This is a genomic window from Amycolatopsis sp. NPDC088138, assembly GCF_044741685.1.
In the GTDB taxonomy this organism is placed as follows: domain Bacteria; phylum Actinomycetota; class Actinomycetes; order Mycobacteriales; family Pseudonocardiaceae; genus Amycolatopsis.
Genome location: NZ_JBIUTB010000013.1, coordinates 101,342 through 114,155, shown reverse-complemented (window position 1 = coordinate 114,155; position 12,814 = coordinate 101,342). Strand labels below are relative to the sequence as shown.

The window sequence follows — 12,814 nt, the reverse complement described above, 5'->3', positions numbered from 1 at the left end:
ATCAGCGCGCCGCCGAACTGCGTGCCCTCGAACACCAGCGGTTCCAGCTGGGCCCGTGCCGCGTAAACGGCAGCGGTGTATCCGGCAGGACCCGACCCGACGACGATCAGGTCCTGCACCTCTTCTTGTCCCTCAAGCATTTCCGTGAACCTCGCGTGCTCAGTCGAAGGTGAACGAGTAGGCCTGCAGACCCGGGCTGAGCGTCAACGTCAGCTGACCGGTGTGCAGGTCCGGCGTCTGGGTCAGGCGGTAGAGGTTCGGGGTCCCGGACACGGTGACCGTGCGCGGCGGGCCGTCGCCGTTCGCGATGGTCACCGTGCCTTCGCCTGCCAGCACCAGGTTCGTGCTCTTGGCCGTGTAACCGAGCCGGACCTCCGCGCCCGCGCCCGCCGTGGACTTCTCGTAGTCGATCGTCCAGTTGCCGGCGAAGGCGACCTTGCCGTCCGGCACCGTCTGCGGGAACGCGTACGTCGTTTCCTTCTCCAGCGCCAGCGGGGTTCCGCCCGGGGCGTAGTTCTTCGGCAGCTCACCGCGGCTCAGGTACGTCTCGCGGGTCGTGCGCTGATCGGTCGGCCTGGTGTCGGGCAGGTCTCCCGCCTTCAGCAGCGCCACGCCCGGCTTGGCCTGCTGCAGCAGCTGACGGACGAGGTTCTCCGTCTGGTCGTAGTCGCCTTCACCGAGCTTGAAGTAGCGGACCTGCCCGGTCGCGTCGATCAGGTAGCGGGCCGGCCAGTACTGGTTGCGGAAGTTGTTGAACGTGCTGGTCTCGTTGTCGATCGCGACGGGGTAGGTGATGCCGAACCTCTTCGTCGCGGCCTCGACGTTGCCCTTGTCGTGCTCGAACGCGAACTCCGGCGTGTGCACACCCACGACCTCGAGACCGTCGGCCTGGTAACGGGAGTAGAGGTCCTTGATGTGCGGGATGCTGCGCTGGCAGTTGATGCAGGAGTACGTCCAGAAATCGACCAGCACGACCTTGCCCTTGAGCCCGGCCATCGTCTGCGGCGAGCTGTTGATCCAGGCGTCGATGTTCTCGAACTCCGGCGTCGGACCGCAGTCACGCAACTGCCCCTGGTCGTTGTTCGCGCACTTGTCCAGCGCCTGGTTGCTCGCGTCACCGAGGTTAGACAGCCGCAGCTTGCTGATCGCGTCGCTGCCCTCCACCTTCTCCTGCAGGGCGCCCGTGTAGTTCGGCAGCTTGGTCTGCAGCAACGACGGCAGGTCGAAGTACAGGGCAACCGCGAGCAGCAGCATGACGACGCCACCGATCGCGCGGACCTTGCCGTTGTTCTTGCGGAAGAACTTCACCCGCTCGGAGATCTTGGCGCCCGCCAAGGCGAACACGAGCAGCGGCGCCGTCGCGCCGATCGCGAAGGACACGGTCAGGGCGACGGTCTCGACACCGATCTTCCCGTTGGCCGCGGCGATCGTGATCGCGGTCAGCACCGGCCCGGCGCACGGGACGTACAGCAACCCGAGCCCCAGCCCGAGACCGAAGCCACCGCCGTTGGGATTGACCTTGCGCTGCGGCAGCTTCGAAAACGGCTTCTCCAGCAGGCGTTCCAGAGGCGGGATCAGCAGGCTTAACCCCACGACCGAGAGCACGACCAGCCCGACGATCCGCAGGATGTCGTCCGGCAGGTTCAGTGCCTTGATCAGCAGCGAACCGAGCAGGGTGAACACGGTGAAGCTCAGGACGAGCCCGCCGATCACCGCGTACGGACGGCGGTTGCGGGCCCGCTGCTGCTTCTTGGTGGCCAGGGCGACTCCGCCGTCCGCCTCGGGTTCCGTCCCGGGTGGTGCTTCACCGTCGGCCGTCTTTTTGGCGCCGCCGGCGAAGAACACGACCGGCAGCACCGGCAGGATGCACGGCGACACCCCCGTGATCAGGCCACCGAGCAATCCGATCAAGATCAAGGTCCACATCGCCGTATCCCTCCGCAGTTCCGGCCCGTCGTTCGGCGCCGCACACGGGTCATTCGCGGCAGCTACGGATCGAGACGGGTGTCTGTCACCGCGTTATCGGTTCGAAAGATCCGATCAGCCCGCAGATGCGGAACACCGGGTCCGGCAGGAGGAGGCGGCGATGGAGCGGACGCGGGTCGCGGTTCAGCGCCCCCGACCCCACGACCGGCACCCGCTACAGCAGGGTCCCGGAGAGCGAAGGCACGATCTGCCACCTGACTGGCGGATGCCGGTGGCCGTTCGCGGATGGATTTCGAAGGAGGCGGCGCTCATGGGCATCGGCAAGCGGCTCGCCACGCAAGGCGGTGCGTCGCAACCTCGGCATCACACACTGCGCAAACGACAACCGCTTACGCAGTCACGAGAAAGCAGGAGGGACGGTGATGGCGACAATCGAGGTTCCGAGCCGGGCCGCCGCTTTCGTGATCGGGCGACGCATCCTCGACACCTATCTTCCCGTTGCACCCGTGGCGCTTCACCGTGATCTGCTTCCTCACGGCGGAACCACCGAATGCTGGTCACGCAACGCCGGCTACCCGGACCTCGCCGAAGTCGCGGCGCACTGACCAGTGCGCAAGGTGTCACCAGGACCCAACGTCAGTCTTCCCGCTCCAGCGGTGCCGTGAGCTCGAGCTGGATCCCATCGGGATCGGTGACGGACAGCACCGCGATCCCGAACGGCTCCAGTTCCGCGAGTTCGCCGTGCTCGTACCCTTCGGCGGCACACCGGTCACGGATCTCGGCGAGTTCGGCGCGACTGCCGACCGAGAAGCTGACGTGGTCGAGGCCGACACGCAGGGGGTCGAACCGGTCACCGGCACGGCGGCGCGGGTCGTCGCAGGGCCGCAGTCCGAGTTGCAGCTGCCCGTTGGTCAGCACGATCCCGCCCTGCAGGTTGTAGACCATCAGCCAGTAGTCCGGATCATCCTTGGGCGGCAACGTGTCCACGGCCACCGAGAAGCCCAGCACGCGGGTGTAGAACTCCCGCGCACGGGCCACGTCGGTGACGGTGAGCCGGAGGTGGTGGACCGGGCCGACGGCGGTCATCGGGCCAGGAACGCCAGCAGCGCCTCGTTGAACTCCCGGACGTGGGAGGCGTTGATCGCGTGCGGGCCACCCTTGATCACGACCAGTTCGCTGTTCCCGAGGGACTCCGCCGAGCGCTTGCCGCTGACCTCGAAGGGCACGATCGCGTCCGCGTCGCCGTGGATCACCAGCGTAGGCACGCTGATCTTGGCGACGTCGGCGCGGAAGTCCGTGCGGCCGAACGCCGCGATGCAGTCGAGGGTTCCCTTCGGCGACGCGAACGCCGCGATCTCCTGGGCGTACGCCCGCTGCTCCTCACTGACCAGCAGCTTGCCGTTGGCGCTGAAGAAGTCCGTCGTGAACTGCTTCAGGAACGCCAGGCGGTCACCGCGGACACCGGCTTCGAACTGGCCGATCGTCGCGTCGTCGAGACCGCCGTCCGGGTTGTCGTCGCTCTGGTACAGGTACGGCGGGACGGCTGCCGCGAGCACGGCCTTGGCGACCCGGCCGGTGCCGTGCGCGGCGATGTGGCGGACGACCTCACCGCCACCCATCGAGAAGCCGACCAGCGTGACTTCACGCAGGTCCAGGTGGGTGAGCAGGGTTTCGAGGTCGGCGGCGAAGGTGTCGTAGTCGTAACCGCCCCACGGCTGCGACGACCGGCCGAAACCGCGCCGATCGTAGGTGATGACGCGGTAGCCCGCTTCGACCAGCGCCGGCACCTGCGCTTCCCACGAGCGGCCGCTCAGGGGCCAGCCGTGGATCAGCACGACCGGTTTCCCGGCGCCGTGGTCCTCGTAGTACAGCTCGATCGACGCGGAGTTCTCGTGGCCGACGGTCACGCGGGGCATGGATCCTCCCAACAGGATTGAGGTGCACCGGTGGTTCGCAGCCAGGACCGCCATCGGATTGGTGGCACGCCGATCTTGGCTCCATTGAGGACGCTCAGCCGGGTTCGCCCAGCATGCCGCGCAGCAGCGTCGCGATCGTCCGGCGGTCGGTGACGCCCAGCTTGCCGCGGATCCGGGCCATGTGGTGCTCCACGGTCTTGCCCGAAATGTGGAGCTTCTCCCCGATCTCACGATAGGTGTGGCCCGCCACGACCAGGTGCCCGATGTCCTGTTCACGCGGGGTCAGCGCGGGCGCGGAGGCCGCGGTTGCCGCCTCACCGGTGATCCCGGACGAGAACCGCTTGGCCGCACGCAACAACGTCACCATCGCGGTGCGGTCGGTCACGCGGATCGCCGCCTGCCCGGCAAGCCGCGCGGCGTCCCAGCGAAGTCCGGCGCGGTGCAGCAGTTCGGCCCCGGCGAGCACGGCGTCGGCGTCCACGGTGCCGCCGAGCACCGCCAGCCACACGTCACCGGCCGCGGCCAGCGCGGGCGCGAGACGTCCGGCCGCTGTTTTCAGCGGGGTCAGGGCGTCGCGTGCGGTCTCGGTGTCGCCGGTGATCACCGCGGCGTGGAACATCGACCAGGCCGGCCAGGTGGACCACAGCGCCGGGGCACCGAGCCGCTCGAGCAGGGCGACGGCACGAGCACGGTGCGCGGCGACGCGGGAACCCTCCTCGACGCGGGCCGCCGCGACGAGCAGCTCTCCCAGCGGCAGCAGCGTGAACAGGTCGACCGGCTGACGCATCATCGCCTCGTAGGCCGCGGGCCAGCGCGCGCGGACCGCGTCCGGGGTGTCGCTGCGCCGGGCCAGGCCGAGTTCGAGGGTGTGGAGGAAGAGTTCGTCGCGCGGAGCCAGCGGTCCGCGCACGGCCGCGCGGTGGGTTTCGGCGGCGGCCAGGTCGCCGCGGAGCATCGCGGTCCAGCCGAGCAGGAGGCTGTGCCGGTCGCCGCCGCCCGCCCGGGTGAGGACGCCGTGGGCGAGGTCGAACTCGGCGGCGTGCAACGCCACCAGAGCAGCCAGCGCGGCCGGTGAATCCGGCAGGAGGTGACCGGTGCCGGTGGCCGCCGCCGAGTCGGCCGCGGCCAGCAGCGTCGCCAACGCGGCTTCGGGACGGCCGGACACGGATTCCCGGATGCCGTCCAGCAGCTGCCCGGCGACGTGGCCGTAGGCCGGAAGCGGCCCGGCGCCATCCGGCTCGCCGGGTCTCACCTCGCCGAGGGCGGCCTCACCACTCCCGGCATCACGGAGTCTCGCCTCGCCAGCGGCTGTTCCACCAGCCCCGGCGCCACGGTGTCCGGCCTCACCGAAGGCCGCTTCGCCGACCCCGGCCGTGCTGAGTCCGGCCGCACCCAAAGCAGCTTCGCCGACCCCGGCACCGCTGAGCCCAGCCTCACCGAAAGCCGCTCCACCGCCCCCGGCACCACTAAGCCCGGCCTCGCCCAAGGCAGCTCCACCGCCCCCAACCCCGCTAAGTCCGGCCTCACCGAAAGCCGCCCCACCGACCCCAGCACCACTGAGCCCGGCCTCACCCAAGGCCGCCCCGCCGACCCCAGCACCACTGAGCCCGGCCTCACCCAAGGCCGCTTCGCCAACCCCAGCACCACTAAGCCCGGCCTCGCCCAAGGCAGCTTCGCCGATCCCGGCACCGCTGAGTCCGGCCTCACCGAAAGCCGCTCCACCGCCCCCGACCACGCTAAGTCCGGCCTCACCGAAAGCCGCCCCTCCGCCCCCGGCACCGCTGAGTCCGGCCTCACCCAAGGCCGCTTCGCCAACCCCAGCACCACTGAGCCCGGCCTCACCGAAAGCCGCCCCTCCACCCCCAGCACCACTGCATCCAGCCTCACCGAAAGCCGCTTCGCCGACCACGACCCCGCTGAGCCCGGCCTCACCCAAAGCCGCCCCACCGCCCCCGGCACCGCCAAGCCCGGCCTCACCCAAGGCCGCTTCGCCGACCCCAACACCACTAAGCCCGGCCTCACCAAGGGCGATCCCGGCGAGGTCGGCCAGCCGTCCTGCCCCCGGATCCCCCGACCAGCGCAGCAGTTCGGCGCCCCTGGCCAGGTCGCCGCGGCGGGCGATGACCGTCCCCGAGACCAGGGCCCCGTGGGTCCGGTCTGCGGGCCGGCCGGAGTTCAGGAGCTCGTCGCCGAGGGCCAGCGCCGTGTCGAACTGCCCGGACCGCACGGCGGCGCTGGCCCACCCGGCGGCCAGCCGGGTGCGCGAGCTGCCGCCCTGGGCGGCGGCCGCGTAGAGGTCGGCGGCGAGCGCAGGGTCGTCCGAGAGCGCCTCCCCGGCGGCGGCCTCGAGCCCGGCCCGCACGACCTCGCCCGCGGCGCCCAGGCGCAGCAGCTCCCGGGCGACCGGCAGCACCGGCTGCCCGGCGCCCAGCAGGACGTCGAGCATCCGGACCAGCACCGTGAGCTGCCGATCCACGCCGACGTGGTCACGGACCGCCCGCACGACCACCGGCGGCACCCGGTCGTCGGCGGCCAGCAATCCTGCGGCGCGGACCCGGGCGACGACCGCGGAGACGTCGTCGCGCGCCAGTCCCAGGGCGGCCGCGAGCAGCTCGACGTCACGGCCACTTCCGGTGCCGGCCGCGACGAGGTAGGTCCGGCCGGGGTCGCCGAGCAGGTCCAGTTCCACGCGCAGCTCGTCGATCAGTCCCCCAGCGCCGGACGCCCGCAGCCAGTGCGTCACCAGCCGCGGCACCCCCGCCGCGGCGCGCTGGACGGTGGCCGCCTGCTCGGGCGTCAGGGAACGGCCCAGCGTCTCGTGCGCGAACCCGGCGACCTCGGCGGTGGTCCACGGAGTCAGCCGGATGTGCCGGGTCCCGGGCGTGACCAGCTCGGCGGCGACGGAGGCGCCGGGGGTGTGCGTCAGCACCAGCCGGGTCGCCGCCCCGGCCAGGCCGACCAGCGCCGGGTCGGTGACGGTGTCGGCGTCGTCGAGCAGGACCGCCGCAACCGCCGCGGATGTGACGCCGGAAAGCGCGTCACGGCCGATCACCGGGACGCCGGCGTCCCGGTACTGCCCGGCGATCGCGGCCAGCGCCGTCGACTTCCCGTGGCCGGGCGGACCCGACAGGATCACCCGGACCGGGTCCTCCGGACGGGTGGCGATCCCGGACAGCAGGTCACGCAGCGGCTCCTTCATGACGGTCGGCACCTCCGAACACGGCGACCCGCTCTGGCCACCGCGAGAGGTTCGAGCCAGCGTGGGCGCGCAGATGGGCGGAGCGACCCCGGGTTCTGCGAGGAGACCCACGCCACACTTGCGCCCGATCCCCTAACGGCAGAGGCGTCCCCCTCAGGGGTGGCCAAGATCGTGACTAGGCGTCAGACCCGATGTGCCCGTCACCGGTGCGGCCATAGCGTCGGCACGGTCGATGATCCCCGTGATCGGCGACGTCACCTGTCCCCCACAGAGAGCCTGGTCGATGAACCCCGCGCAGTCGCTGTACGAATTCACGCTCAACCTGCTCAACGACCCGTCCGCCCGCGGCTCCTTCGGCGAGGACCCGCAGCAGACGCTGAACGACGCGGGACTCGGCGACATCTCCGGCGCCGACCTGCACGACATCCTCCCGCTCGTGCTCGACTTCGCCCCCGTCGGCAACCTGGGCGGCGACAACGGCCTGAACCTCGACTCGATCACCGGCCAGGCCAGCGCGATCGACCAGCTCAAGGCCCTCACCCAGAACCTCGCCCTCGGCGACGCCACCTCCGAGAACAACGTGCTCGGCGCGGTGAGCGGGATGACCGCCCTCACCCAGAACATCACCGACCCGTTCTCCGCCGCGGGCGACCTCGCCGGCAGCATCGACCACGTCGGCGGCGGTCAGCTCGACCCGGTCACCACCGTGACCGGCGCGGTCGGCGACGTCACCGGGCACGTCATGGGCGGCGACGTCACCGGCGCCCTCGACGGCGGCAACCTCACCTCGGGCCTGCAGAACGTCTCCGGCCTCACCTCGGCCGTCGACGGCGCGCAGGGCGTCGGCTCGACGATCGGCGACCTCACCGGCTCGCTCGGCGCGAACACCGGCCTGGAGCACACCGTCGGCGACGTCGTGAACCAGGCGACCGCGCACCTGGGCGACGTCTCGCACAACGGCACCCTCGGCGACGTCACCAGCCACCTGGGTGACGTCACCAACCACGTCGGCGACATCGGCTCGCACTCCGGCGTTTCCGACGTCCACGACGTCGTCGGCAACATCGGTGAAGGCGCGCTCAGCGGCAACATCGGCGCCGACCTGAGCCACCTGTCCATCGGCTCGGGCAACGACGTCCACCTGCCCCACTGACCTCCGGTCACCGCGAGGCCCTCCGGTTCGCCGGGGGGCCTCGCGGTGCCGGTCAGCCGCGAGCCCGGCCCCGCGCGACGTCGTGAAACCCGTTCGAGGGATTGACCCATCCGCGGCGGAGACGGCCCCGAAAGGGAAACGTCCACGAAGGATCCGTCCCACCGCGGGGAGCCCCGGCGGGTGGGTGTCGCCCGCCGTTCGCGCGCGGGCGGGGAGGAGTTCGTCCGTGTTTGGCAAACGCTATGCCGCCGCGATGATCAACCGCAGCGCCGAAAACGACCAGGACCGCCGCCGCTTCCTCAAAGCAGCCGGCATGACCGGACTCGGTGTCGTCGGCGCCGGGGCGCTGGGTGGCCTGACCGCCGGAACCGCGTCCGCGGCCACCGCCCGACCCACCGCAGCAGCAGCCGCACCGAGCGGCGTCAGCGACGGCGCCGTCCTCAACTTCGCCCTCAACCTCGAATACCTCGAAGCCGAGTTCTACCTGCACGCCGTCACCGGCAAAGGCCTCGACGACGCGATGACGACCGGCACCGGCACCCGCGGCGGCGTCACCGGCGGACGCGCCGTCCGCTTCCAGACCAAGGCCGCCAAGCAGTACGCCCAGGAGATCGCCGGCGACGAGAAGGCACACGTCCAGTTCCTGCGCTCGGCGCTGGGCTCGGCCGCGGTCAGCCGGCCTGCGATCGACCTGCGGGCGAGTTTCACCGCGGCCGCTCAGGCCGCCGGTCTGGTGAAGCCCGGGCAGACGTTCGACGCCTTCTCCTGCGAAGAGAACTTCCTGCTCGCCGCATTCCTCTTCGAAGACGTCGGCGTCACCGCCTACAAAGGCGCCGCCCCGCTGATCACCAACAAGACCTACCTCGAAGCCGCCGCGGGGATCCTCGCGGTCGAGGCCTACCACGCGGCCAACATCCGCAGCGCCCTCTACCAGCGCGGCGAAGGCAAAGCCACACTCAAGCTGTCCGCCGCCCGCGACAGCCTCGACGGACCTGCCGACGACGACCAGGGCGTCATCGACAGCCACGGCAACGCCAACATCGTCCCCACCGACGCCAACGGCATCGCCTACAGCCGCTCCCCCGGCCAAGTCCTCAACATCGTGTACCTGACGAACAAGGCCGCCACCTCCGGCGGGTTCTTCCCCAAGGGCGTCAACGGCGAAGTGAACACCAGCGCCGCCAACTGACCTCCGGCGCAGGGCGGAGTGGGGGGGGGGGGGGGGGGGGGCGGCCCCGCCCCCCCCCCCCCCCCCCGGGGCCCCCCCCCCCCCGGGGGGCCCCCCCCCCCCCCCCAACCCCCCCCCCCCCCCCCCCCCCCGGGCGGGGGGGGGGGGGGGGGGCCCGGGGGGGCCCCCCCCCACTCCGCCCTGTTCCCCTGAGCGAGCCCAAGCCTCTTGAAGGACCCACCAAAGTGGACCTGGTTTCAACCGCCGGATCGCGGGGAAATCGGCGGATCAGGAAACCTGCAGCACCACAACGGAGGAAGCGATGCGCGCGCTGGCCCTGGTTTGCACCCTCAAGCCGTCACCGGCGAAGTCGAGCAGCGACCTGATCGCCGGCCAGCTGCTCGAACTCTTCGACCGGCAGGGGGTCACCGGCGAGACCGTGCGCGTGGTCGACCACGACGTCCGCCCCGGCGTGGAAGCCGACATGGGCGACGGTGACGCGTGGCCGGGCATCCGGCGCAAGATCCACGAAGCCGACATCGTGCTCGTGGCCACGCCGACCTGGATGGGGCACATGTCCAGCGTCGCCCAGCGCGTACTGGAACGACTCGACGCCGAACTGTCCGAAATGGACGGCGAGGGGCGGCCCGCGATGTTCGGCAAGGTCGCGGTCGCCGCGGCCGTCGGCAACGAGGACGGCGCCCACAAGATCATCGCCGACCTCTTCCAGGCCCTCAACGACATCGGCTTCAGCATCCCGGCCCAGGGCGGCACCTACTGGAACGGCGAGGCCATGCGAGGCGGCGACTACAACGACCTCGACGAGACGCCGGAGGCTGTCGCGTCGGCGAACGCCACGCTGGTGCGGAACGCGGTGCACCTGGCCCGCCTGCTCGAGTCGGCGCAGTACCCCGCCTCCTGAACCAGGTTTCCGGGCGGTGCGCGGGGAGAGCCGGCCGCCGCCACAGCCCTGGAGTGAACCAGCGGTGACGGCGGCCGGCGGAACGCCGCCGCTACGGCGTCCCCCGGTGGCCGGTCCACTGCAACCGGCCACCAGACCAGAACCGCGAAAGTCCCGCCCGGGGACTTCCGCGGATGCGACGCGGCCGCCGCGGCTCCGAGTTGGCGGAGCCACGGCGGCCTGCTGTCACCGGGCCGCCCGCAAGGGGAGGGATGGACGGCCCGGGAGCCGGTATTACTTATTGGTGCCGGGGGTCAGCACCTTGTCGATCACGAAGACGGTGGCGTTCTTGGTGGGGATGTTGCCGCACAGGATCTTCGCGCCGTTGACGGTCATGTTGTCGCCCGTGCCCTCGATCTTCAGCGGGCCACCGGCGGTGTTCAAGCTGTCGAGCGTGCCGGCGGCGGCGAGACCCTTGGCGTCGTAACGCTTGCCGACGACGTGGTACTGCAGGATCGGCGCCAGCTCGGCCGGCTTGCCCGCCAGCTCGTTGAACTTCGCGTCACCCAGCGCCGCGAAGGCCGGGTCGGCCGGGGCGAACACCGTGATGGCCTGCTGGCTGTTGAGGGTGTCGACCAGGTTCGTGGCCTTGACGGCGGCGACCAGCTTGGTCAGCAGCGGGTTGGTCGAGGCGGCGGAGGCGACGGGCTGCGGGCCCATCGAGTCCAGCGAACCCGGCGAAGAACCCTGCGGCAGCTGCGAACAGGCCGGGCCGAAGACGTCGGCGTTGGTGGTCACGCCGTCGGCGGCGGCGGCCATGCTGGACGACGGGGCGGCCATCGACGAAGACGGCGCCATCGAGCTGCTGGAACTGCCCGAGGACGCGGTGTCGCTGCTGCCACACGCGGTCAGGGTGAGCGCGGCGGCCGCGGTCAGGCCGATACCGGCGATACGGATCTTGTTCACGAAAATCACTCCAGGGAATGCGGCTTTCAGTTCTCTGCGGGACTCCGCGGAACTGCTTGGTCTCGACGGTCATTCGGCGCCTGCCGGCTACCGGATGGGTGCGATCGCCAAGTTTTCCGGCGGCCACTCGAACGAGTGAAGCCGAGCCCCTGAACACCAAGACCAATACGCACGGGCTCGGCTCACGAAACATCGGTGACAGCTTGCCCGCAGCGCAATCCCTTTCACTGCGGGCACGGCTCGGCTCCGGCCGGGAAGGAATCACCATGGCCGCCGCGCGCGCCACACTGACCGCTCTTCGACCACCACCCGACCAGGCCGCCGTCGCACCGCCGACGTCCGACGAGCTCATCCGGCGAGTCGCGCTCGGAGACGAACAGGCCTTCGCCGCGCTCTACGACCAGCTCGCCGGCCCGATCCTCGGGACCGTGATGCAGGTGCTGCGCTCCCGTGCTCAATCGGAAGAGGTCACGCAGGAAGTCCTGCTCGAGATCTGGCGCAAGGCCGCGCAGTTCGACCCGGCCCGCGCCAGGCTCACCACGTGGGCGCTGACCATCGCGCACCGCCGCGCCATCGACCGGGTCCGCTCCGAGCAGTCCGCCCGCGACCGCGAGGACCGCGTCGACGTACTGGACTTCCACCGGCCTTACGACGACGTCGCCGAGGCCGCACTGTCCACAGAGGAACACCACCTGGTCCGCCAGGCGCTGGCCACCCTGACCGAACTGCAGCGGGAATCCATCCTGCTCGCCTATTTCCACGGACTCACCTGCCGCGAGGTCGCCGAAAAGCTCGGCGTCGCCGTCGGCACGGTCAAGACCCGGATGCGCGACGGCCTCGTCCGCCTGCGGGACGCGTTAGGAGCAAACCGATGATCACCGCCGAAGCCCACACCCTGACCGGTGCGTACGCGCTCGACGCGGTGACCGATCTCGAACGCGCCGCGTTCGACCGGCACCTCGCCGAATGCCCGACCTGCGCCCGTGAAGTCGCCGAGTTCCGCGAGACCGCCGCACTGCTCGGGTTGGCCATGACCACCGAGTCCACCACCCGGCTGCGTAGCAGAGTGCTCACCGCGGCCGCCACGACGAGGCAGGTCCCGCCGACGGTCGGGACGGCCACGCGGACGGGCCGGTCGTGGCGCAAGCGGATCGTCGTTGTCGTGGGTGGCATCGCCGCCGCGGCGGCGGTACTCGCCGGCGGGATCAGCATCGGCGCGCAGCAGTCGGAGCCCGCGCCGACCGCTCAGGTCGCCGAGCCCGCCGGGGTGGCGAACGCCCCCGACGCGCAGGTGCTCCGTGCGGACGGCGCCGACGGTGGTTCCGCGGTGGTGACCTTCTCCCGGCAACAGGGAGAGGCTCTGGTCACCGCGCAGTCGCTGCCACCGCTCGAGGCCGGGCGCGCCTACCAGGTGTGGATCATCGGGCCGCACGGCGCACGGTCCGCCGGGGTGCTGCACACCGGCTCGGGCAGCGTCACCACGCCGCTTCCGGCCGAAGTCGACCGTGTCGGCGTCACCGCCGAACCCGCGGCGGGTTCAGCGCAGCCGACGACACCGGCGGTCGTCCGGGTCCCGCTCGCCTGA

General features: G+C 71.1%; 12 protein-coding genes. 6 read left to right on the top strand and 6 right to left on the bottom strand.

What is annotated here, in order from left to right; genetic code table 11:
- Together ACIOD2_RS49930 and ACIOD2_RS49925 are read right to left on the bottom strand one after the other, a co-directional pair.
- Positions 1-140, bottom strand: a 140-nt coding sequence (locus ACIOD2_RS49930) for an FAD-dependent oxidoreductase (RefSeq protein ID WP_400553172.1), incomplete at its 3' end; no start/stop codon positions are given.
- 19 nt (positions 141-159) lie between these two features.
- A complete protein-coding gene (locus ACIOD2_RS49925) occupies positions 160-1,926 on the bottom strand; it encodes a cytochrome c biogenesis protein DipZ (protein ID WP_400553167.1) in 1,767 nt (588 codons plus the stop codon).
- A 422-nt stretch (positions 1,927-2,348) separates the two neighbouring features.
- Here ACIOD2_RS49925 and ACIOD2_RS49920 point away from each other — a divergent pair, with 422 nt between their 5' ends.
- The gene (locus ACIOD2_RS49920; RefSeq protein WP_400553165.1) at positions 2,349-2,531 is read left to right on the top strand and encodes a hypothetical protein; all 183 of its coding nucleotides are present in this window, start codon (positions 2,349-2,351) and stop codon (positions 2,529-2,531) included.
- 31 nt (positions 2,532-2,562) lie between these two features.
- Here the strand turns inward: ACIOD2_RS49920 and ACIOD2_RS49915 are convergent, their stop codons facing one another.
- The 3 genes from ACIOD2_RS49915 to ACIOD2_RS49905 form a co-directional block, all read right to left on the bottom strand.
- Positions 2,563-3,012, bottom strand: a complete 450-nt coding sequence (locus ACIOD2_RS49915; protein WP_400553164.1) for a VOC family protein — start codon at positions 3,010-3,012, stop codon at positions 2,563-2,565.
- The gene (locus ACIOD2_RS49910; RefSeq protein WP_400553163.1) at positions 3,009-3,842 is read right to left on the bottom strand and encodes an alpha/beta fold hydrolase; all 834 of its coding nucleotides are present in this window, start codon (positions 3,840-3,842) and stop codon (positions 3,009-3,011) included. Before ACIOD2_RS49910 ends, ACIOD2_RS49915 begins: the two co-directional genes overlap by 4 nt.
- A gap of 94 nt (positions 3,843-3,936) precedes the next feature.
- Positions 3,937-7,041, bottom strand: a complete 3,105-nt coding sequence (locus ACIOD2_RS49905; RefSeq protein ID WP_400553162.1) for a LuxR C-terminal-related transcriptional regulator — start codon at positions 7,039-7,041, stop codon at positions 3,937-3,939.
- A 283-nt stretch (positions 7,042-7,324) separates the two neighbouring features.
- Here ACIOD2_RS49905 and ACIOD2_RS49900 point away from each other — a divergent pair, with 283 nt between their 5' ends.
- From ACIOD2_RS49900 to ACIOD2_RS49890, 3 genes are all read left to right on the top strand, one after another.
- Complete coding sequence (locus tag ACIOD2_RS49900) at positions 7,325-8,194, top strand: IniB N-terminal domain-containing protein (RefSeq protein WP_400553160.1); 870 nt, start codon at positions 7,325-7,327, stop codon at positions 8,192-8,194.
- A 226-nt stretch (positions 8,195-8,420) separates the two neighbouring features.
- Positions 8,421-9,383: a ferritin-like domain-containing protein gene (locus ACIOD2_RS49895; RefSeq protein WP_400553159.1), complete on the top strand. Its 963-nt coding sequence runs from the start codon at positions 8,421-8,423 to the stop codon at positions 9,381-9,383.
- Positions 9,384-9,684: 301 nt separating this feature from the next.
- Positions 9,685-10,284: a flavodoxin family protein gene (locus ACIOD2_RS49890; RefSeq protein ID WP_400553158.1), complete on the top strand. Its 600-nt coding sequence runs from the start codon at positions 9,685-9,687 to the stop codon at positions 10,282-10,284.
- Between the two features lie 273 nt (positions 10,285-10,557).
- Here the strand turns inward: ACIOD2_RS49890 and ACIOD2_RS49885 are convergent, their stop codons facing one another.
- Positions 10,558-11,229: a fasciclin domain-containing protein gene (locus ACIOD2_RS49885; RefSeq protein WP_400553157.1), complete on the bottom strand. Its 672-nt coding sequence runs from the start codon at positions 11,227-11,229 to the stop codon at positions 10,558-10,560.
- A gap of 266 nt (positions 11,230-11,495) precedes the next feature.
- Between ACIOD2_RS49885 and sigK the strand changes: the two genes are divergently transcribed.
- Positions 11,496-12,104 carry an ECF RNA polymerase sigma factor SigK gene (sigK, locus tag ACIOD2_RS49880; protein WP_400553156.1) on the top strand — a complete coding sequence of 203 codons (609 nt, stop codon included), beginning with the start codon at positions 11,496-11,498 and terminating at the stop codon, positions 12,102-12,104.
- On the top strand, positions 12,101-12,814 hold the full coding sequence (locus ACIOD2_RS49875) for an anti-sigma factor domain-containing protein (protein ID WP_400553155.1): 714 nt from the start codon (positions 12,101-12,103) through the stop codon (positions 12,812-12,814). The genes sigK and ACIOD2_RS49875 overlap by 4 nt, the downstream gene beginning before the upstream one ends.

Coding starts and splice junctions, on each gene's coding strand:
- ACIOD2_RS49925 (WP_400553167.1), bottom strand. CDS start 1,926: ATGTGGACCTTGATCTTGATCGGATTGCTCGGTGGCCTGATCACGGGG.
- ACIOD2_RS49920 (WP_400553165.1), top strand. CDS start 2,349: ATGGCGACAATCGAGGTTCCGAGCCGGGCCGCCGCTTTCGTGATCGGG.
- ACIOD2_RS49915 (WP_400553164.1), bottom strand. CDS start 3,012: ATGACCGCCGTCGGCCCGGTCCACCACCTCCGGCTCACCGTCACCGAC.
- ACIOD2_RS49910 (WP_400553163.1), bottom strand. CDS start 3,842: ATGCCCCGCGTGACCGTCGGCCACGAGAACTCCGCGTCGATCGAGCTG.
- ACIOD2_RS49905 (WP_400553162.1), bottom strand. CDS start 7,041: ATGAAGGAGCCGCTGCGTGACCTGCTGTCCGGGATCGCCACCCGTCCG.
- ACIOD2_RS49900 (WP_400553160.1), top strand. CDS start 7,325: ATGAACCCCGCGCAGTCGCTGTACGAATTCACGCTCAACCTGCTCAAC.
- ACIOD2_RS49890 (WP_400553158.1), top strand. CDS start 9,685: ATGCGCGCGCTGGCCCTGGTTTGCACCCTCAAGCCGTCACCGGCGAAG.
- sigK (WP_400553156.1), top strand. CDS start 11,496: ATGGCCGCCGCGCGCGCCACACTGACCGCTCTTCGACCACCACCCGAC.
- ACIOD2_RS49875 (WP_400553155.1), top strand. CDS start 12,101: ATGATCACCGCCGAAGCCCACACCCTGACCGGTGCGTACGCGCTCGAC.